Source organism: Streptomyces sp. NBC_00986 (genome assembly GCF_045162565.1).
Taxonomy (GTDB): Bacteria; Actinomycetota; Actinomycetes; order Streptomycetales; family Streptomycetaceae; genus Streptomyces.
Window position 1 is genome coordinate 13,920 of the sequence record NZ_CP108733.1, and the last position, 21,613, is coordinate 35,532.

Annotated in this window: 10 protein-coding genes; 3 read left to right on the plus strand and 7 right to left on the minus strand. The window is 71.8% G+C overall.

Translation table 11 applies throughout. The features are described from left to right. Positions 1-9 precede the first annotated feature (9 nt). Together OG504_RS00065 and OG504_RS00070 are read right to left on the minus strand one after the other, a co-directional pair. Positions 10-12,039 carry an SDR family NAD(P)-dependent oxidoreductase gene (locus OG504_RS00065; RefSeq protein ID WP_405987759.1) on the minus strand — a complete coding sequence of 4,010 codons (12,030 nt, stop codon included), beginning with the start codon at positions 12,037-12,039 and terminating at the stop codon, positions 10-12. Beyond that, positions 12,036-13,613 carry an AMP-binding protein gene (locus tag OG504_RS00070; RefSeq protein WP_405987760.1) on the minus strand — a complete coding sequence of 526 codons (1,578 nt, stop codon included), beginning with the start codon at positions 13,611-13,613 and terminating at the stop codon, positions 12,036-12,038. The genes OG504_RS00065 and OG504_RS00070 overlap by 4 nt, the downstream gene beginning before the upstream one ends. Before the next feature lie 319 nt (positions 13,614-13,932). Here OG504_RS00070 and OG504_RS00075 point away from each other — a divergent pair, with 319 nt between their 5' ends. Continuing rightward, positions 13,933-14,796 (plus strand): ACP S-malonyltransferase, encoded by an 864-nt coding sequence (locus OG504_RS00075; protein ID WP_405987761.1) that lies wholly within the window; start codon positions 13,933-13,935, stop codon positions 14,794-14,796. 110 nt (positions 14,797-14,906) lie between these two features. Here OG504_RS00075 and OG504_RS00080 read toward each other — a convergent pair whose 3' ends face one another. Further along, positions 14,907-15,179 carry an acyl carrier protein gene (locus OG504_RS00080; RefSeq protein WP_405987762.1) on the minus strand — a complete coding sequence of 91 codons (273 nt, stop codon included), beginning with the start codon at positions 15,177-15,179 and terminating at the stop codon, positions 14,907-14,909. Between the two features lie 123 nt (positions 15,180-15,302). Between OG504_RS00080 and OG504_RS00085 the strand changes: the two genes are divergently transcribed. Next, a complete protein-coding gene (locus OG504_RS00085) occupies positions 15,303-16,838 on the plus strand; it encodes an AMP-binding protein (RefSeq protein ID WP_405987763.1) in 1,536 nt (511 codons plus the stop codon). Positions 16,839-16,900: 62 nt separating this feature from the next. Here OG504_RS00085 and OG504_RS00090 read toward each other — a convergent pair whose 3' ends face one another. The 3 genes from OG504_RS00090 to OG504_RS00100 all read right to left on the minus strand — a co-directional run bounded on the left by OG504_RS00090 (position 16,901) and on the right by OG504_RS00100 (position 19,525). Further along, on the minus strand, positions 16,901-17,668 hold the full coding sequence (locus tag OG504_RS00090) for a TetR/AcrR family transcriptional regulator (protein WP_405987764.1): 768 nt from the start codon (positions 17,666-17,668) through the stop codon (positions 16,901-16,903). A gap of 116 nt (positions 17,669-17,784) precedes the next feature. Continuing rightward, on the minus strand, positions 17,785-18,657 hold the full coding sequence (locus tag OG504_RS00095; protein ID WP_405987765.1) for an oxidoreductase: 873 nt from the start codon (positions 18,655-18,657) through the stop codon (positions 17,785-17,787). Continuing rightward, a complete protein-coding gene (locus OG504_RS00100; RefSeq protein ID WP_405987766.1) occupies positions 18,650-19,525 on the minus strand; it encodes a sugar phosphate isomerase/epimerase family protein in 876 nt (291 codons plus the stop codon). Before OG504_RS00100 ends, OG504_RS00095 begins: the two co-directional genes overlap by 8 nt. Before the next feature lie 189 nt (positions 19,526-19,714). Between OG504_RS00100 and OG504_RS00105 the strand changes: the two genes are divergently transcribed. Next, the gene (locus tag OG504_RS00105; protein WP_405987767.1) at positions 19,715-20,377 is read left to right on the plus strand and encodes an O-methyltransferase; all 663 of its coding nucleotides are present in this window, start codon (positions 19,715-19,717) and stop codon (positions 20,375-20,377) included. Between the two features lie 58 nt (positions 20,378-20,435). Here OG504_RS00105 and OG504_RS00110 read toward each other — a convergent pair whose 3' ends face one another. Further along, on the minus strand, positions 20,436-21,521 hold the full coding sequence (locus OG504_RS00110; RefSeq protein ID WP_405987768.1) for an HAD-IIIC family phosphatase: 1,086 nt from the start codon (positions 21,519-21,521) through the stop codon (positions 20,436-20,438). Positions 21,522-21,613: the final 92 nt, after the last annotated feature.

Consider the following 21,613-nt stretch of genomic DNA (forward strand, 5'->3'; position numbering starts at 1 on the left):
CGGCGGACGTCAGCCGCCGGAGGTCGAGCGTGTGGCCATGCGCAGCAGGTCCGCGACGTCCATGTCCTTGATGTCCTCGGCCGACCGCTCCGGCTCCGTGTCCGGCGACGGCGGGCCGTCGCCGCCGCTCTCCTCGCCTGCTGCGAGTTCGAGGAGGGCGTCGAGCAGTCCGGCTTCGCGCAACCGTGCCAGCGGCACGCGGAGCATCAGCTCGCGCACCGACGCCTCGTCGTCGACCGGTACGGGGGCGGTGTCCAAGGCCAGTTCGCCGAGCAGGAAAGCGGCCAGGGTCTGCGGGTCCGGGTAGTCGAAGACGAGGGTCGCGGGCAGCCGCAGGCCGGTCGCCGTGCCGAGCCGGTTGCGCAGTTCGATGGTGGTGAGCGAGTCGAAGCCGATGTCCCGGAAGGCCCGCTCGGCACCGATGGCGTCGGCCCCCTTGTGCCCGATGACGGCGGCCGCGTGCTCGCGGACCAGGTCGAGGAGGAAGCGGCTCCGCTGGTCGGCGGGCAGCGCGGTGAGCCGGCCGGCCAGGCTCTGCTCCTCGGCGGGCTGTGCTGCCCGGGCCGCGGCGCGGCGGGGGCGGCGGCGTACCAGACCCTGGTAGAGGTGCGGGAGCTCCTCCTGTTCGCTCAGGACGGCCAGGTCGAGCGGGAGCGGTACGAGTACGGCCGTGTCGTGCCCCAGGGCCGCGTCCAGCAGCGCCAGGCCCTGTTCCCCGGTCAGCGCCCGCGCGCCCGCTCGTTCCATGCGGCGCAGGTCGGTCTCGTCGAGTCCGCCGCCCATGCCGGCGCCGGCCCACAGCCCCCAGGCGAGGGACTGGGCCGGCAGGCCCGAGGCCCGCCGGTGCTGGGCCAGGGCGTCCAGGAAGGCGTTGGCGGCCGCGTAGTTGCCCTGTCCGGCGCCCTCGACAAGCCCCGCCGCGGAGGAGAACAGGACGAAGGCGGCCAGGTCGGCGTCGCGGGTCAGCTCGTGCAGATGCCATGCGGCGTCCGCCTTCGGCGCCAGTACGGTGTTCAGGCGCTCGGGGGTGAGCGACGCGAGGACGGCGTCGTCGAGCACGCCGGCGGTGTGCACGACCGCGGTCAGCGGATGGTCGGCGGGAATCTTCGCGAGGACCGCCGCCAGAGCTTCCCGGTCGGCCGCGTCACAAGCCTCGACGGACACGACGGCACCCGACTCCTCCAACTCCGCGGCCAGTTCCGCCATGCCCTCCGCCGCGGCGCCGCGCCTGCTCAGCAGCAGCAGGTGGCGCACGCCGTGCCGGGTGACGAGGTGGCGGGCGACGAGTCGGCCCAGGGCTCCGGTGCCACCGGTGACGAGGACCGTGCCCTCGGGGTCCGGGCGGCGCGGGACGGTCAGGGCCAGCTTGCCGGTGTGGCGTGCCTGGCTGAGGTGCCTGAAGGCCTCACGGGCCCGTCGTACGTCCCAGGCGGTGACCGGCAGAGGGCGCAGGGCACCACTGTCGAACAGCGTCATCAGTTCGGCCAGCATCTCGTGGATACGGTCCGGGCCCGCGTCGATCACGTCGTAGGCCTGATAGGACACGCCGTTGTGCCGGGCGGCGACCTCGGCCGGGTCGCGCAGGTCCGTCTTGCCCATCTCGATGAACCGCCCGCCGGGGGCGAGCAGGGAGAGCGAGGCGTCCACGAATTCCCGGGCCAGCGAGTTCAGTACGACGTCCATGCCCTGCCCGCCGGTGGTCTGGCGGAAGGCGTCGGCGAAGTCCAGCGTGCGGGAGCCGGCGATCCGGGAGCGGTCCAGCCCCAGCGTGGCGAGAGTGTCCCATTTCCCGGGCGAGGCGGTGCCGAAGACGTCCGCGCCCAGGTGCCGGGCCACCTGCACGGCAGCCATGCCCACGCCGCCGGCCGCCGCGTGGATCAGGACCCGGTCGCCGGGGCGGGTACGGGCCAGGTCCACCAGGCCGTACCACGCGGTCAGAAAGACCAGGGGCACGGTGGCCGCCTGCTCGAACGTCCAGTCCCGCGGCACTCGGGCGAGCATCCGATGGTCTGTCTCCCCCTGTGGCCCGAACGCGTTGGTGAAGATGCCCATCACGCGGTCGCCGGGCTTGAACTCCTCCACTCCGGAACCCACTTCGAGCACGACACCGGCGCCCTCGCCGCCGAGCCGGCCTCCACCGGGATACATCCCGAGGGTGACCAGGACGTCCCGGAAGTTGACGCCGGCGGCCCGCACGGCGACCCGCACCTGTCCGGCGGCCGGACCGGTCTGCGGCTCCGGCACGGCTACCAGAGCCAGGTCGTCCACAGTTCCGCCGCCGGTGGCCTCCAGCAGCCAGTGCGCACTGTCGTGCGGGGGTACCAGCGCGGTGTCCGAGGCAGCGGTGCGCAGCCGGGCGAGGTAGGCGGCGGATGCGCGTACGGCCAGTTGGGGTTCGCCTGTCTCCAGCAGCTGCTGGAGCCGTGCCACGAACGGGTCGTCCGTCCCGGCAACGCTGTCGGCGTCGGCGTCCACCAGGACGATCCGGCCGGGGTTCTCCGCCTGCGCGGACCGGACGAGACCGCGCAGCGCGGCGCCTGCGAGATCCGTCACGTCCTCGCCGTCGAGGGCGACCGCCCCCCGGGTGAGCACCACGAGGCGGGAGCCGGCGAAGCGCTCGTCGGCCAGCCATGCCCGCATGACGTCCAGCACGTACCCCGTGGCGGTGCGCAGCCTCCGCGGCACGTCGTCGCCGGACTCGGTCCGGCACGGCAGCACCAGCGCCGTGGGTGCGGGTGTCGTACCCGCTTCGATGGCGGCGGTGAGCGCGGGCAGGTCGGGGTAGGACGGCAGGGAAGCGATCCGCGCTCCGAGGCCGATGACCGGGCCGGCGTCCTGCCGGGGCTCGGGGAGCGGCTGCGGGAGCGGTTCCCACGCCAGCCGGAACAGTGAGTCGGTGAACGTGGCGTCCGCGTTCTGCCGTACACCTGTCAGTGGACGGCCGACCAGCGAACGCACGGTCGCCACCGGCCGCCCGGCCCCGTCGGCCACGTCGAGCGAGGAGACCTCCGCACCGCGCAGGCGGCGGATCCGCACGCGCAGCGCCGTGGCGCCCGCCGCGTGCAGACTGACACCGCCCCAGGAGTACGGCAGCAGCGCCTGGCCACTGTCGTCCAACAGGGCCTCCGCATGCAGGGCGGCGTCGAGGAGGGCGGGGTGCAGACCGAACCGGTCGGCCTCACCCGCCGCCTGCTCGGGCAGGGCGACCTCGGCGAAGACCTCCTCGCCCCGCTGCCAGGCCGCCCGCAGCCCCTGGAACACCGGCCCGTAGCCGTAGCCTCGGGCGGCCAGGTGGTCGTACATGCCTGTGGTGTCAACGGGCTCGGCACCCGCCGGTGGCCAGACGCTCAGGTCGTAGGACGGCTCCTCGGCGGAGGATGCCAGGGTGCCGGTGGCGTGTGTGGTCCATCCACCGCCCGACTGCGGGCGGGCATGCACAGTGACCGCACGACGGCCCACACCGTCCGCCGCCCCCACCACAACCTGAACCTGCACCGGCACATCCGACAGCAGCACCAGCGGAGCCGCCAGCGTCAGCTCCTCCACCACCGGGCAACCGACCTCGTCCCCCGCCCGGACCGCCAGCTCGACAAAGCCGGTCCCCGGGAACAGCACACTGCCGCCCACAACATGATCCGCAAGCCAGGGCTGCGCAGCAGTCGACAGACGACCCGTCAGCACCACGGTGTCGCTGCCCGCCGGACCGACCACCGCACCCAGCAGCGGATGACCCGGCGCGTGCAGACCGGCCGAGGCCACATCGGCGACCTGCTCCGAAGTCTCCAGCCAGTACCGCTGATGCTGGAAGGCATAGGTCGGCAGATCCACCCGGCGGGCCCCGCACGGTGCGAAGAACGCCGCCCAGTCCACCTCCACACCCCGCGCCCAGATCCGGCCCAGAGCATCGATCAGCGTCCTGGCCTCGTCGCGGTCCTTGCGCAGCACCGGAACACACCCGGTCTCCGGAGCCATCGCCGACAGCACACCGTCCGGACCCAACTCCAGGAAAGTCCCCACCCCCTGGGACTCCAGCCAGCCGATTCCGTCCGCGAACCGCACCGCCTCACGGACGTGGCGCACCCAGTACGCCGCATCCGGAACCACCGGCCCACCCGTCACGTTCGACACCAACGGGATCACCGGACTGCCATACGTCAGCCCGCCCGCCACGGCGGCGAACTCGTCCAGCATCGGCTCCATCAACGGCGAATGGAACGCATGACTGACCGCCAACCGCTTCGTCCGACGACCCTCGAAACGGGCCACCAAACGGTCCACATCCGCCTCAGTACCGGAAACCACCACCGCACGCGGCCCGTTCACCGCGGCAACCGACACCTGTCCGTCCAGCAACGGAACGACCTCGTCCTCGGTGGCCTCCACCGCCACCATCACACCGCCCGCCGCAAGCTCCTGCATCAACCGGCCCCGCGCCGCGACCAGTTGGGCAGCATCCGCCAGTGACAACACCCCGGCCACATGCGCCGCCGCCAGCTCACCCACCGAATGACCCGCCACATAATCGGGTGTGACACCCCACGACTCCAGCAGCCGGAACAACGCCACCTCAACAGCGAACAACGCCGGCTGCGCAAACTCGGTGCGATCCAGGCGGTCCTGGTCCCCGCCCCACATCACCTCACGCAACGACCCGTCGACCAGCCCGTCGAAGCAGTCGAACACCTCGTCGAGGGATCGCGCGAACACCGGGAACGACGCGTACAGCTCCAGGCCCATCCCCAGGCGTTGGGCACCCTGACCGGTGAACAGGAACGCCGTCGATCCGGCCGAACGCGCCGTCACCGGCGCCTGACCACCCGCCAGCGCGTCCAGACCCCGCAGCAACTCGTCCCGGTCCGCACCGACCACCACCGCACGCCGCTCCAGCCCGGCCCGCCCTGTCCCCAGCGTCAACCCCACATCCACAGTGACCAGTTCAGGCCGCTCCGCCACGAACTCCGACAGCCGGACCGCCTGCGCACGGACCGCGTCCTGCGACACACCCGACACCACCCACGGCACCACCGGCAGCGGGGGAAGGTTCTCCGGCTCGGCCGGCTGTTCCGGGGCCTGCTCCACGATCACATGCGCATTCGTGCCGCTCACGCCGAACGAGGAGATCCCGGCCCGGCGCGGACGCCCCACCTCCGGCCAGGGCTGTGCCTCGGTGAGCAGTTCGACCGCGCCCTCGTCCCAGTCGACCTGCGGCGTCGGCTCATCCACATGCAGCGTCCGCGGCAACACCCCATGCCGCATCGCCTCGACCATCTTGATGATCCCCGCCACACCGGCAGCCGCCTGGGTGTGCCCGATGTTCGACTTCAGCGAACCCAGCCACAACGGCTGTTCCTCCGCACGCCCCTGCCCGTACGTCGCCAAAAGCGCCTGCGCCTCGATCGGATCACCCAGCCTGGTACCCGTACCGTGCGCCTCCACCGCATCCACGTCCGCCGCCGACAGACCCGCGTCCGCCAACGCCTGCCGGATCACCCGCTGCTGCGCCGGACCATTCGGAGCCGTCAACCCATTGCTCGCACCGTCCTGATTGACCGCCGAACCACGAACAACCGCCAGCACCCTGTGCCCCAGCCGCTGCGCGTCCGACAACCGCTCCACCAGCAGCATGCCGACACCCTCACTCCAGCTGGTGCCGTCGGCGGAGGCCGAGAACGCCTTGGAGCGGCCGTCGGCGGCGAGGCCGCGCTGTGCGCTGAAGTCGACGAAGGTCTTGGACGTGGCCATGACGGTGACGCCGCCGGCCAGGGCCATGGAGCACTCACCACGCCGCAGCGCCTGCGCCGCCAGGTGCAGGGCGACCAGGGACGACGAGCACGCCGTGTCCACCGTCACCGCCGGACCCTCAAGGCCGAAGGTGTACGCCAGGCGTCCGGAGGCCATGCTGCCGGCGCTTCCGGTGCCGTGGTAGCCGGTGACGTCCTCGGCCGCCTGGACGAGCCGGACGGTCCAGTCGTGATACATCACTCCGGCGAAAACGCCGGTCCGGCTGCCGCGCAGGGAGTCCGGGTCGATGCCCGCGCGTTCCATGGCCTCCCAGGAGGCTTCGAGCAGGAGCCGGTGCTGCGGGTCCATGGCGGTGGCCTCGCGGGGGCCGATCCCGAAGAAGCCGGCGTCGAAGTCGGCGGCGCCGTAGAGGAATCCGCCCTCCTTGACGTACGTCTTGCCGGGGGTGCCCGGCTCGGGGTCGTACAGACCCTCGACATCCCAGCCCCGGTCCGCCGGGAACTCCCCGATACCGTCCCGGCCCTCGGCCACCAGCCGCCACAAGTCCTCCGGAGACTCCACACCCCCAGGGAAACGGCAACTCATCCCCACGATCGCCACCGGCTCGTCCTCCCGGAGCACAGCCGCTTCGGCTGTCGAGGAAGCGATGATGTCCGAGGGCAGGGCCTTGGTGAGGACGAAGGCGGCCAGTTCGCGGGGGGTCGGGTAGTCGAAGGTCACCGTGGCGGGCAGGCGCAGGCCCGTGGCGGTACCGAGACCGTTGCGGAACTCGACCGCGGCGAGCGAGTCGAAGCCGATCTCGGTGAACGCGCGGCGGGGATCGATCGCCTGGGCGCCGTCGTGGCCAAGGACGTGGGCGGCCTGGTCGCGGACGATCTCGAGGACGAGGCGTTCGTGGTCGGCGGCCGGGGTGGCGGCGAGCCGTTGGGCCAGCGCTCCGCCCGCCGCGGCCGGGATCCCGGAGCCGGCGGCGCGCCGGACGGGTGGGGGGACCAGCGTGCGCAGGAGCGGCTGTATGTCGCCGCGGGCGCGCAGGACGGCCTTGTCGATCCGCAGGGGCAGGACGGTCGGAGCCAGGGTGCCGGGTTCGTTGCCGCAGGCCAGGTCGAACAGGGCGAGGTTGTCGTCGGCGGACAGTGTGACCAGGCCCGAGCGGTCGGTGCGGCGCAGGGTCGCCTCGTCCAGCCTGCTGCCCATGCCCGCGTTGCCGCCCCACAGTCCCCAGGCGAGGGAGAGGGCGGGCAGGCCCGTGGCCCGCCGGTGCTGGGCCAGGGCGTCCAGGAAGGCGTTGGCGGCCGCGTAGTTGGCCTGGCCGGGGGCGTCGAGGGTGCCGGCTCCGGAGGAGAACAGTACGAACGCCGAGAGGTCCAGGCCGGCGGTGAGCTCGTGCAGGTGCCAGGCCGCCTCGGCCTTCGGGGCGAAGACGGTGTCGAGGTGCTGTGCGGTGAGGTCGCCGACCAGGGCGTCGTCGACGGCGCCTGCCGCATGGACGACCGCGGACAGGGTGCGGCCTTCGAGCAGTCGGCTCAGGGCGGACCGGTCGGTGACGTCGCAGGCGACGGCTTCGGCCGTGGCTCCCGACTCGCCCAGTTCCGCGAGGAGTTCCGCGGCTCCGGGGGCGTCGGGGCCGCGGCGGCTGACCAGGAGCAGCCGCCGTACGCCGTGCCGGGTCGCCAGGTGTCGGGCGAGGAGTCCGCCGAGGCCGCCGGTGCCGCCGGTGATGAGGACGGTGCCGGGGCCGGACCAGGGGCTGTGAGGGGTCTGCTCCGTGGCGGAGGTGTCCTGCGGGCGTTGGAGGGCCGGGACCGCTGCGAGCCGAGGCACCCTGAAGGTGCCGGTGCGGATGGCGAGTTGGGGTTCTGTGGTCAGGGGTGCGGTGCGCAGGGCGGGCACGGAGGTGTGTGTGTCGTCGACGTCGACGACGACGAGGCGGCCGGGGTGTTCCGCCTGTGCGGCGCGCAGCAGCCCCCACAGCGCAGCTGTGGGCAGGTCCGGGGTCTCGTCCGGGGCCACGGCGACGGCGCCGCAGGTCACCAGGACGAGCCGGGATGCGGTGAACCGGTCGTCGGCGAGCCAGTCCTGCAGCAGTCGGAGCGTGCGGGCGGTGGTCTCCCGGGCGCTGTCCGGACCGGCGCCGGCGGTGGGGGTGCACGGGGCGATGACGGACTCGGGCTGTGGCAGGCCCGCGGCGATCTCGGCGGCGAGCGCGTCGAGTCCGGGGTGCACGGTGACGCCGGGGCCGAGCGTGTCCGGTCCTGGCGCGTCGGGATCGAGCAGTGCCCAGGAGGCGGTGTCGGGCACCGCTGCAGCGGCTGTCTCGGGCCAGGTCACGTGCAGGAGCGTGCCGTGGTTCGCGGGCCGGGCCGTGCTCGGCAGGTCGGTGGGGGCCGGCCGGGTCACGACGGATTCGAGCTGGGCGACGGGCTCTCCGGCGGGGTCGGTGAGCTGTGCGGTGACCGTGTCCGGGCCGGTGCGCCGGATGCGGACGCGGACGGTGGACGCTCCCCGGGCGTGGAGGGTGAAGCCGGTCCAGGAGAACGGCAGCCTGGGCCGGTCGTCGGAGGTCTGGTCGGTGGCGTGGGCGAGGGCCTGCAGGGCGGAGTCGAGCAGCGCCGGGTGCAGCCCGTAACGGCCGGCCTCCGCGGTGAGAGCCGGGTCGGTGGCGGCCTCGGCGAGGATGTCGTCGCCGTGCCGCCATACGGTCCTCAGGTTCTGGAAGGAGGGGCCGAACTCGTAGCCCTGGGCGGCCTGTTCCTCGTACAGGCCGGTGATGTCCACCGGCTGGGCGCCGGGCGGCGGCCAGGCCTGCGGGTCGGCGGCGGTGGGAGCTGCGGGTGCCGGGCCGGGGGCGAGGAGGCCGCTGGCATGCCGGGTCCAGGGTTCCTCGGTGCTTGCGCGTGCGTGGAGTTCGATGCTCCGGTGGCCGGTGTCGTCTGCGGGGCCGACGACGGCCTGCACCATGAGGTCGCCGCCTTCAGGCAGCGCGAGAGGGGCTTCGAGGGTGAGTTCGCGGACGGTGGGGCAGGCGGCCTCGTCGGCTGCGCGGACGGCCAGTTCGACGAAGGCCGTGCCGGGTACCAGGACGTGGCCGGCGATGACGTGGTCGGCGAGCCAGGGCTGGGTGCGGGTCGAGAGGCGTCCTGTGAGGACGAAGGTGTCGGTGCCGGCGGGGGCCACTGCCGCGCCGAGGAGGGGGTGGTCCGCGCCGGTCAGGCCCAGGGCTGCCGGGTCGGTGGGTGTGGTGGCGTCGAGCCAGTGGCGGCGGCGCTGGAAGGCGTACGTGGGCAGGTCGACGCGACGGGTGGCGCGTTCGGCGAAGAACGTCTGCCAGTCGGCCGCCACGCCCCGGGTGTGGGCGGTGGCCAGGGCGGTGACGAGTTCGCGCTCCTCGTCGTGGCCGGCCCGCAGGACGGGGGCGAAGGCGATGTCGGTGTCCGGGGCGTGCGGGTTCTGCGCGCCCATCGCGGTGAGCACCGCGTCGGGTCCCAGCTCCAGGAAGGTCCGTACTCCCTGGGACTCCAGCCAGCGGATGCCGTCGGCGAACCGCACTGCCTCGCGGATGTGGCGCACCCAGTAGGCCGCGTCGGGGACGACGGGCTCACCGGTGACGTTGGAGACGATCGGGATCACCGGCACCGCATGGGTCATGGCGTCGGCCAGCAGGCCGAACTCCTCGAGCACGGGTTCCATCAGCGGCGAGTGGAAGGCGTGGCTGACCGCCAGCCGTTTCGTCCGGCGGCCCTGGTCGCGGAAGTGGACGGCCAGTCGTTCCACCTCGGCTTCGGCTCCCGAAATCACCACCGCCGAGGGGCCGTTCACCGCCGCGATCGACACCGCACCCGCAAGCAGCGGGACGACTTCGTCCTCGGTGGCCTCCACCGCCACCATGACCCCGCCCGCCGGCAGCCTCTGCATCAAACGGCCTCGCGCCGCCACCAGCAGCGCGGCGTCCTCCAGCGACAGCGCCCCGGCCACATGCGCGGCGGCCAGCTCGCCCACCGAATGCCCGGTGACGTACTGCGGCCTGACTCCCCACGACTCCAGCAGCCGGAACAGCGCCACCTCGACCGCGAACAGTGCGGGCTGGGCGTATTCGGTGCGATCCAGCCGGTCCTGGTCGGCGCCCCAGACCACCTCACGCAGCGGCACTTCCAGCTGGATGTCCAGGAAGCCGAGAGCCTCGTCGAAGGCCCGGGCGAACACCGGGAACGCCTCGTAGAGCTCACGGCCCATGCCGATCCGTTGCGCTCCCTGGCCCGTGAACAGGTAGGCCAGGCGGCCCGGGGAGGCCATCGCGTGGACGGTGGCGGGGGCGGGGCGGCCCTCGCCGAGGGCGGTCAGGCCCTTCAGCAGTTCGGCACGGTCGGCCGCGACCACGGCGGCACGGCGGGCGAGGGCGGCCCGGGTGGTGGCGGTCGCCCCGCCGACGTCGGCGGCGGTCAGCGTGGTGTCGGCCTCGACGAGGGCGCGCAGTCGGTCGGCCTGGGCACGCAGGGCAGGTTCGCTCTTCGCGGACAGCACCACCGGAACGGGGCGGCCGTCGGTGCCGGGGGCGTGGTCGCCCTCGGTGTCCTGCGGTGCGGGCTGCTCGACGATGAGGTGGGCGTTGGTGCCGCTGACACCGAAGGAGGAGATGCCTGCGCGGCGCGGCCGGTCGCCGTCCTGCGGCCAGGAGACGGATTCGGTCAGCAGCTCTACGGCTCCCGACGACCAGTCGATGTAGGGCGAGGGCCGGTCGACGTGCAGTGTCCTGGGCAGCACTCCGTGGCGCATCGCCTCGATCATCTTGATCGTGCCGGCGACACCTGCCGCCGCCCCGGTGTGTCCGATGTTCGACTTGACCGACCCCAGCCGCAGCGGCCGTTCCGCGTGGCGTTGCCGTCCGTAGGTCGCCAGCAGCGACTGCGCCTCGATGGGGTCACCGAGCCTGGTGCCGGTGCCGTGGGCCTCGACGGCGTCGATGTCCTCAGGGTTGAGCCCGGCCTCGGCGAGCGCCTGCCGGATCACGCGTTGCTGCGCCGGGCCGCTGGGGGCGGTCAGGCCGTTGCTGGCGCCGTCCTGGTTGATGGCGGAGCCCTTCAGGACGGCAAGGACGCGGTGCCCGTTGCGGCGGGCGTCGGAGAGCCGTTCAAGGACCAGAACGCCCGCTCCCTCGGCGAAGTTGGTGCCGTCGGCCGTGGCGGCGAATGCCTTGCAGCGGCCGTCCGCGGCCAGTCCCCGCTGCCGGCTGAACGTGGTGAACGTGCTGGGGCTGGAGATGACCGTGACACCGCCGGCCAGCGCGAGCGTGCACTCGCCGCGGCGCAGCGAGTGCACGGCCAGGTGGGTCGCGACCAGTGAGCCGGAGCAAGCCGTGTCGACGGTGAGGGCGGGGCCTTCGAGACCGAGGGTGTAGGCGACCCGGCCCGAGACGATGCTCGGGGCGGTGCCGGCCATCAGGTAACCGTCGTATCCTTCGGGCGCCTGGTGGGCCCGCGGACCGTACTCGTGCGGCTCGACGCCGATGAAGACGCCCGCCCTGCTGCCGCGCAGGGGGGCCGGGTCGATGCCGGCGTGTTCGAGGGCTTCCCAGCAGGTCTCCAGCAGCAGCCGCTGCTGGGGGTCCATGGCTGCGGCTTCCTTCGGGCCGATCTCGAAGAAGTCGGCGTCGAACTCGGCGGCGTCCGGCAGGAATCCGCCGTGCCGCAGGTAGCTGGAGCCGTGGGCGGCGGGGTCGGGGTCGTAGAGCGCCTCCAGGTCCCAGCCCCGGTCGGTGGGGAAGCCGGTGATGACGTGGGTGCCGTCGGCGATGAGCTGCCACAGGTCGGCGGCGGAGCGTACGCCGCCGGGGTAGCGGCAGCCGATGCCGACGACGACGACCGGGTCGTCGGCGTCGGTGGCTGCGGCTCGCACGGTGACTTCCGGTACTGCCGGCTGTGCGGCCCCGCCGAGCAGCAGGGTGTGCAGGTGGGCGGCGAGTTCAGCGGGCGTGGGATGGTCGAAACCGACGGTGACCGGGAGTTCCAGGCCGGTCGCCGCGACGAGCCGGGCGTGCAGGTCGACCAGGCAGAGCGAGTCCAGGCCCGCCGAGAGGAACGGGCGTTGCGCTCCGAGGGTGCCCACCGGGTCGGCGGGGGGCCGGGGTGCCGCCGGGTCCTGCAGGCCGTCGGCGTCCCGGCCTGCAGTGTGCAGGGCTTCGGCGGCGAGGGTGAGGACGAGGTCGAGCAGCGTGTCGGTCTGCGCGGTGACGGGCAGAGCGGCAAGGCGGCGGCCGAGGGCGTCGCCGGCGGTCTGCGCGGTGTTCCAGGACTCACTCATCCCTGTACTCCAGTTGTCCGTCCGGCGGCTGCACGTGCCGCGAGGAGCGAGCGGTCCACCTTGCCGTGCTCGGTGACCGGAATGTCGTCGATGACGCGGATCTCCTGCGGCACCATGTAGTCGGGCAGCGTCTGCGCGCAGAAGGCGCGCAGCTGTTTCTTGTCGAGGGCGCTTTCGTCCGCACCGGCGTCGCCGGGTGCCGGGGCGGGGCCCGGCACGATGAACGCGGTCAGCTGCGGGTCCCCTCCCTGCACGGGCAGCAGCTGCACGACGGCCGCCGCGACCGCCGGATGGCTGAGCAACCGCCTCTCGATCTCGGCGAGTTCGACCCGGTTGCCACGCACTTGCACCTGCGAGTCGACGCGGCCGCAGAAGTACATCTCACCGTCCTCGCCCCGGTAGGCGAGATCCCCGGTGCGCAGCACCGATTGTCCCGAGTACGGCTGGAGGGGGTCGGGCACGAGCGTGGCGGCGGTGGCCTCCGGGTCGCCCCAGTAGCCGCTGAAGAGTGAGGGGCTGCGCAGGAAGATCTCGCCGATGACGCCGGCCTTGTCGACGGGGTTGCGGTGTTCGTCGAGCAGGATCGCCTCGCTGCCGGGTAGCGCGGTGCCGATCGACAGACGTTCCAGGTCGTCGGGGAGGGGGTGCGGCACGTCGGTGAAGGAACACGCCATCGACTCGGTGGCGCCGTATCCGTTGACGGCTCGGACCCGGGGCAGCAGGCGTTGCAGAGCGCGCAGTTCGGGCAGTGGGAAGTCCTCGCCGGCGAACAGCACCCCGCGCAGCCGGTCGAGCCCGGCGAGGGCCTCGGGCTCGTGGCGCAGCACCGGGCGCCAGATGGAGGGCACGCCGTCGACCCTGGTGGCGCCGGTGTCGTCGAGGAAGTTCACCAGTCGGCGGGGCCAGTTGAGCACCGGCCTGGGAACGGGTACCAGGGTGGCCCCGCTGCCCAGGGCCAGGCCGATGTCGAAGAGGGCGAAGTCGAACTGGAGGGGTGAGGTGCTGGCGATCCGGTCGTCGGCGGTGACCAGTCCGCGGCGCAGGATCGCCCGGAAGAAGGCGACGACCGAACGGTGGCTCATCACCACGCCCTTGGGGCGTCCGGTGGTTCCCGAGGTGAAGATGATGTACGCGGTGTCGGTCGCGGTGACTTCGCGGCGCAGCCGGCCGTGGCGCGTCACCGGCTGCTCCACCGCGATTCCGTCGGGTCCGAAGCGTGCCGTGCCGAGGCTTGCGGGCAGGCCGGTGCGGCCGCCGGTGACGGTCTGCAGGTGCAGGGCGGGCTCGGCCGATTCGGCGACGGTGAGCAGGCGCGGGGTGGAGGTCTGCGGGCTCACCGGTATGAAGGCCAGGCCGAGCAGAGAACATGCGAGCAGCAGGGCGATGGCCTCGGCGGAGGTGTCGGACTCCAGGACGACCCGCTCGCCGACGTCGAGTCCGAGTTCCTCGAGGGCGGCGGCGTAGCGCTGGACCAGGTCGTCGAGGTCCCGGTACGTGACGGCGCGCAGGCCGCCGTCGGGGGCGCGCTCCAGCACGGCCGTCGTATCGGGTGCCGACCGTGCGGCCGCCAGCATGAACCAATAGAGATTGTCGACCGATTCATGCGCGCGAGGTGCCCGCCCATTCAAAGCCACCGGAATTTCCTTCCTGGACCAATTTGCCGCACAGCCACGGGCGGCCGAATACCGAATCCATTCTCTAACACCGGCGTCACAGCACTACAAGGCCGACCGGAACGACGCCGGGGAACGGGGCCGCCGGGTTAGGGGGCCGTAGGGGTACTTGGGCCGCGACACCCGGCGGGAAACTTCGGGCATGACCATAGACCATGAACTCGATGCGATTGTCTTTCCCGGAATCACACCGTCCCGATTTTCGGACGTGGGAAAGTTCATGCTCATCAACCCCTGCGCCCGGGAATTGGTGGCGGCGGCGGACGAGACGCTGGGTTACTCGCTTCTGGATCGGTTCCGGAATTCGGAGAGTGATTTCACGGAGGCCGCCAGAGTTGCCTTCCTGGTCAACTGCCTGGCGCTGGCCCGCTGGGCCGAGGAGGAGTACGGCGCTCGCGCCGACGCGGTCGTGGGGCCGAGCTTCGGCGGCACGCCCGCGGCTGTGCACTCCGGGGCCCTGTCGTTCGCCGACGCGGTGTGGCTGACCGCCCGCTGGGGGCACGGCCTGGAGGCGTACTTCGCGGAGGAGTACGGCGACGTCGTGACCCAGTCGTTCGCCCGCACCCCGCCCGAGCGGCTCGCGACGATCCGCGCGGAGCTGGAGGAGGCCGGCGAGTGGCACGAGATCGCGTGCCATGTGGACGACGACTTCTACATGCTGTCGGTGCGTGAGCGCCGGCTCGAGTGGCTGCAGCAGCGGGTGCGCGCCCTGGGGGGCCTGCCGCTGTACACGATGCGCCCGCCCATGCACTCCCCCGCCTTCGGCAGGCTGCGGGAGCGGTTCGAACGCGGTCTGTTCGCCGAGCTGAGCTTCACGGACCCTGTCGTACCGGTCGTCTCCGACCATGACGGCTCGGTGCTGCGCACGGGCGAGCAGGTGCGCACGCTGCTCCTCGACGGGATCGTCAGGCCGGTGCACTGGCCGACGGCGCTGGCCACTCTGCGCGGGCTGGGGGTGAGCCGGCTGTACGTCTCGGGCCCGGACGGGCTGTGGGGCAGGGTGCGTTGCGCCCGGCGGTTCGACGTCGTGGCGCTGAAGCCGAAGACGGCGCTGCTGCCCCGTCGGCAGGCGGCCGTGGCCTGATGCGGACCGCGGGGCACGGCCGGACGGCCCGCCGGCACGCCGCAGCGCCCCTTCCCCGCGGGCGGGTGAAAGGGGCGCTGCGGCGCGGCGGCGGGCCGTCCGGCAGCGGGTCAGGCGGTGAGTCCGGTGACGGGGCAGACGCCCGCTCCACGCGACCTGGAAAGCGTTTCCCACAGCTTTCGGGGGGTTTCGAAGTTCTCCATGTCGAGTGCGTCGTCAAGGAACTTCACGGCGTATTCGACTTCCAGATCGGCAAGGAGCTCGACGGCTCCCATCGAATCGAGTCCAAGGTCCCTCAGGCCCATCTCCGGGCCCAGCTCCTCACCGTCCAGAAGGAACGACAGGTGTGTGCGGAGCACCTTTTCAAATTTCTCGTCCCACATGACTACCCCCGAATCTCGGAGAACCACCAAAAACGTTCTAGGGCGCTGCCAATCCTGGCGGCGGCGCGCGGCGACGTACCACCCTTATCAGCCCCTTATTCAGCCTCACGCACTGGAGTGACCGTGACCGAGAGTCTTGATCCGCCCGTACTGCACGAGCGTTTCCTGCGCTCGCTCGCCGCTCATCCGCGGCGCACCGCGCTGCACGTCGGCCCGGACGTGCTCACCTACGAGGAGCTGCACGAACTGGCCCTGAGCTGGGCGGGTGCGCTGCTGTCGGGGCCCGAACAGCCGACGGCCGTCGCCGTGCTGACCGCCAAGGGCGTCGTGAGCTACGCCGGGATCCTCGCAGCACTGTACGCAGGGGCGACGGCCGTGCCGCTGCACGCCGGTTTCCCCTCGTCGCGCACCCGGCGGATGCTGCGGGACGCCGGCGTGTCCGCGGTGATCGCGGACCGGCCGGGGCTCGCCGCACTGCAGGAGACCGGTCTGGATCTTCCCGTGCTCGCACCGGCGAGCGGCGGCGCGCAGCTGAGCGGGCACCGCGCCATCCGGGTGCGTCCCGGTGAGGCACTCACCGCGCCGCGCACCAACGGCGGCCGGGGTAGGGCCTATCTGCTGTTCACCTCGGGCTCGACAGGCCGCCCGAAGGGCGTTCCGATCAGTCATGCGAGCCTGGACTCCTACTTCCGGCACGCGGACCGGCGCTACGATTTCGTACCGGACGACGTCTTCTCGCAGGCCACCGAGGTCAACTTCGACTGCCACATGTTCGACCTGTTCTGCGCCTGGGGCGCCGGCGCTTCGGTGCACGCCGTTCCCGCGCGCGCCTATCTGGACCTGCCGGCGTTCGTCGCCGAGCGGCGGATGACGGTGTGGTTCTCCACCCCGAGCGGCATCGCCGTCACCCGCCGGCGGGGCGGCCTCACCCCCGGTTCGCTGTCCTCGCTGCGCTGGAGTTTCTTCGCCGGCGAGGCGCTGCTGTGCGGGGACACTGCGGACTGGCAGGCGGCGGCGCCCGGATCGGTGGTGGAGAACCTCTACGGCCCGACGGAGCTGACCATCACGGTCACCGGGCACCGCTGGGAGCCGGAGCGTTCCGCGCGGCTCTCGGTCAACGGGATCGTTCCGATCGGCACGGTGCATCCGGGCCACTCCCACGTCCTGCTCACGGAGACGGGCCAACTCTCCGACGTCGAGGGCGAGTTGTGCATCACGGGCCCGCAGATGGCGGCCGGGTACTTGGAGCCCTCGGACGGCGAGGGCCGGTTCCTGCACCACGACGAGCGCATCTGGTACCGCACCGGTGACCGGGTGCGGCGGCTGGAGAACGGTGAACTCGCCTACCTGGGGCGGCTCGACGCACAGGTCCAGGTGCAGGGCTGGCGGGTGGAGCTCGCAGAGGTCGACGCGGCGGTGCGGGCCTGCGCGGGAGTGGTGGACGCGGTCACGGTGACCAGGCCCGCACCCGAGGGAGGCCTGGAACTCGTGGTCTTCTACACCGGTGCGCCTGTTCCGCCGGCCCAGCTGGCGCGGGAACTGGGCCAGTCCCTGCCCAGCGGACTACTGCCGCGCCGCTACGAGCACGTGGAGGCCTTCCCGCTGAACTCCAACCGGAAGGTCGACCGCAGGGAACTGACCGCACGCGCGGCGGCGTAGGCCCCGGACACACCGGACCCGCCGCCCGGTGATGTCCGGGGCGGCGGGTCTCGGGTGGGGGCTCAGACCGCCGTCGAGTGGGCGGCGCGCCCGGCGATCAGGGTCTCGATGCCGTCCAGGACACAGCGCAGGCCGAACTCCTCGCCATCGCCGGCCGCCGGATCGAAGGCACCGGAGGACATGGCCGCCATCAGCGCGGGGTAGCGGTCGCTGTGTTCGCGCACGATCTCGGCGACCGCGGATCCCCACTGGTCGTCGGGGGTGTCCTGCTCGACCGGCTCAGGGCCGGAGGAGCGGTAGTTCCAGCTCTGGACGAGGCCGCTGACGGTGAACACCGCGTCCAGTTCCTCGGCCCCGGTCAGCCCGGTGCCGGCGAAGGCGGAGACCGCGACCTCGAGCCAGTTCAGCTGGTTGGGTCCCATGAGGCGAGGCCGGGCCGCCAGTTCGAACATCCATGGGTGGCGGTGGTAGACACCGGTGAGTTCGCGTGCCCACCGCTCCAGCTTGGGCCGCCAGCCGCCCGTCTCCTCGTCCAGAGCGGGCGGCTCACCGATGGCCGTGTCGATCATGAAGTCGATCAGGTCGGCCTTGCCGGGAAGGTACCGGTACAGCGACATCGGCGTGAAGCCGAGCTCGCTGGCCACCCGCTGCATCGAGACCGTCTGCAGCCCCTCGGCGTCGGCGATCTTGACCGCCGCGGCGACAATGAGCTCCACGGACAGCGCCGGCTTCGGCCCGCGGCTGGCACGGTCCTTGCCGCCCCAGAACAACGCTGCGCTGCGTTTCGTCCCGGAGTTCTTGCGGGTCACCTCGTTCTTGCCCGCGGCCATGTGCGCTCCCCACTCGGCTCCGACCGCCGCCAGAGCACGGCACGGCCTGCTCTGGCCAGACGTTCGTACGAACACTTTCGGTAGCAGGATAAGGCGCCTGACCCGCCGGACGGGTCCTACCGCACGCCAGGACGGTGGGTCAGCAGGAACGGCACGTCCGTCAGCTTCTCCGAGATTTCCCACAGCCGGACGGCGAGGTCCTTGTCGAGGGCCCTGTCAGCGGGCATCAGCGGCGCCGGGCCGGGACCGTAGTAACCGCTGGGCCGCGCTCCGGGCGAGGTGGCGGCGTAAAGCGTGGGCTCGGCACCCTTGTCCGCGGACTGCAGGAAGAGACCGACCAGCTTCTTGACCGGTTTGGGCAGCGCGCCGATGTTGGTGGCTGTCGTGCCCGGATGGACGGCGAGGCTCAGCAGGTCGAGCCCGGCCACGACGGCACGGCGCTGCAGTTCCTGTGCGAACAGCAGGTTGGCCAGCTTGGAGCGGGCGTAGGCGCTCATCCTGCCGTACTTCCGCTCGGCGGCCAGGTCGTCGAAGTCGATCTCGCCCTCTTCGTGGGAGTCGCTGGTGACGGTGACGACGCGGGCTTGCGGGCGGGCCGTGAGCAGCGGCAGCAGCCGACCGGTGAGGGCGAAGTGGCCGAGGTGGTTGGTGCCGAACTGCTTCTCGAAGCCGTCCTCGGTCAGCCGGCGGGCGATCAGGCCCACTCCCGCGTTGTTGATCAGCAGGTCGAGTCCGTCGAGGCGGTCGGCGAGCCGGTCGGCGAGAGCGTGCACCGAGGCGAGGGAGGCGAGGTCGAGCGGGACGTATTCGGTCTCCGTCCCCGTCGTCCGGCGAATGTGCTCGACGGCGGCCCGGCCCCGGGTCTCGTTCCGGCAGGCGATGAGGACGTGGGCGCCCCGGCGGGCGAGCTCGCGTGCCGTGGGCAGTCCGATGCCGCTGTTGGCACCGGTGACCAGTGCGGTGACGCCCTTCAGATCCGGCTCACTCATGGCCCGCGCTCCTCGCGTCCGAGAGGATCTTACGTACGGCGGCCACGGTGCGCTCGGCGTTCTGCTGGGGAGTCAGCTCGCGCAGTTCGATGGAGATCACCTCGACGGACACGGGCACGTCGACGCCCTTGTCGGCCAGTGTCCTGGTCAGTGCGACCAGGTCGAAGTCGCCCTCGCCGGGCAGCAGCCTGTGGTGGATGCAGTCGTCCTGCACCGACCCGACGGGCTCGGCGTGGCCGTCGGCCAGCTCGAACCCGGTGATGTGGCGTCCGTCGACCTTTGCCAGGCCGGCCGGGCCGTAGGGGTCGCGGAAGTAGTGCCAGGCGTCGATCAGCAGGCCGCCGTTGGAACGGTCGGCGGCCACGACGACATCGGCTGCGACGTCGTAGTTGAACGCCGGGAACACCGCGAAGGGCTCCAGTTCCACGGTCAGGCCGTGGGCGGCGGCCCGGTCGCACAGCGCGGCGAACCGCTCCACGAGCAGGTCGAGCGGGGCGAGCGGGGCCGGCGGGATGAACACCGCGCTGGTCTTGATGCGCTGTACGCCGAACACTTCGGCGGCCGCGTACATGCGGTCCTCGGTCTGCCGGGCCTGCCGGTACTCGTCGCCGTCGGTGTGCCAGCCCAGCAGGAGCTCGAGCTCGCCGATGCGGATGCCGTGGTCGTCGGCGATCGTCCGCAGGGTCCCGGGCGTCTCACCGGCCGGCAGGGCCTCCAGTTCGTACGTGCCCATGCCCATGCCGGTGGCGCCCACCTCGGCGAGGGCCGCGACCCGGTCCTTGAAGGAGTCGCGCACCGGCGCGGGCCACAGCGAACCCGTGAGGTGGGGATGGGCGAAGAACGGACTTTGCTGGTCGAGAAGGCTCATGTTTCCTCATCCGTCGTGGCCTGCGTCGACTTGCGTCTATCGGGCTCTTGAATGCCTGTCAATGGAACTCCATTGAATCGGCGTCGCACGCCCCCGGACCATCGGGAAGACCCCCTAGATGCGTTCTGCCGCCCCCTAGAAATTTCCTCGGCCCGACACCGGCGATTATTTCCCAATTAGCCTCGCGGTATGGCCAACCAAGTGGAATGCACCGAGGAAGTCCTCGCCTACCTACGGGACGTGTCCCTGCGGGACGATCCCGTGCTCAAGGGCCTGCGTGCCGAGACGGCCGCGCTGCCGGCCGGGACGGCGTTGCAGGTCATGGCGGAGGAAGGCCAGCTGCTGGCCCTCCTTGTGGCCCTCACCGGGGCCCGCAGAGTACTGGAGGTGGGCACTTTCACGGGATACAGCACCCTGTGCATGGCCCGCGCCCTGCCCTCCGGCGGCTCGGTGGTCACCTGCGACATCAGCGACAAGTGGCCCGCCATCGGCGCGGAGTTCTGGAAACGGGCGGGGGTGCACGATCGTATAGAGACCCGGGTCGGGCCCGCCGCGGACAGCCTCGACGCACTTCTCAAGGAATCCGGCGCCGGGAGTTTCGACTTCGCTTTCGTCGACGCCGACAAAGCGAACTACCGGACGTATTACGAGCGTTCTCTGGAATTGCTGCGCCCCGGCGGTCTCATGGTGATCGACAACACGCTGTTCTTCGGCCGGGTCGTGGACCCGGCGGCCCAGGACCCGGACACGCGCGCCGTGCGGGATCTCAACGTGTTCCTGCGCGACGACCTGCGGGTCGAGCTGTCGCTGCTTCCGATGGCCGACGGGATCACCCTCGTGCGCAAGAAGTAGGCCCGCGGGGGAACACGGCCGGGGCGGCACCCTGTCGGGGTGCCGCCCCGGCCGTGTTTCAGCCCACCGGGTCCGGGGTCAGGTCCGGTGCTTCCAGGCGGAGCGTGGTGGGCGGGTCCTGGGGTGAGGGCGTCAGGTGCAGCCGCTGGATCCCGTCGCCGCCGGCCGCTTCGAGCGTCTCCAGACAGCCACACGGCTCCTCGGCGAATCCGGCGAAGCGGTAGGCGATCTCCATCATGCGGTTGCGGTCCGTGGTCCGGAAGTCGGCGACCAGATGGACGCCGGCCCGGCAGGCCTGGTCCACCAGCCAGTTCAGGATCACCGTACCCGCGCCGAACGAGACCACCCGGCACGAGGTGGCGAGCAGCTTGAGGTGCCAGGCACGTTCGCCGGTGCGCAGCAGCAGGACCCCCACCGCCCCGTGCGGACCGAACCGGTCGGCCATGGTGGTGACGAGGACCTCGTGCTGCGGGTCCGCGAGCAGGGAGCGCAGCCGTTCGTCGGAGTAGTGCACGCCGGTCGCGTTCATCTGGCTGGTGCGCAGCGTCAGTTCCTCGACCCGGGTGATCTCCTCGTCGCCGGCCCGGCCGATGGTCAGGACCATCTCCAGGGAGCGCAGGAACTCCTCGTCGGGTCCCTGGAAGCGCTCCTTCTCCGCCTCTCGCTCGAACCCCGCCTGGTACATGCGCCTGCGCCGGAGGGAGTCGACGGTGACCGTGGCGGGACTGAATTCCGGCAGGCCGGTGAGTTCCAGGGCCTGCGTCGCGTCGTAACAGCGCACCTGCGGTGCGTGGTAGGCGACCTCGGCGCGCTCGGCGGGCTGGTCGTCGATGAAGGCGATGGTGCCCTCGGCGAACCTGAGGCTCGCGGCGATCTCCCGTACGGAGTCGGACTTGCGCCCCCAGCCGATCCTGGGGAGCACGAAGTACTCGGCGAGGCCCAGCTCCTCCAGGCGCGCCCAGGCGAGGTCGTGGTCGTTCTTGCTGGCGATCGACTGCAGGATCCCGCGGGCGTCGAGGGCGGTGACGGCCTCGCGTATCGCGTCGGTGGGGCGGACGTCCCCGTCCTCGAGCAGGGTGCCCTGCCACAGCGTGTTGTCGAGATCCCAGACCAGGCATTTCACCAGGGTCGGTGCGTCGGTCACAGTTCCTCCTGAGGTGGTTGATGTGGTGTGTCTGCCGGCCGGCGGCGGGAGACGGTCCACGTGCACCACCGCCGGGGCGCCGGCCGGCACAC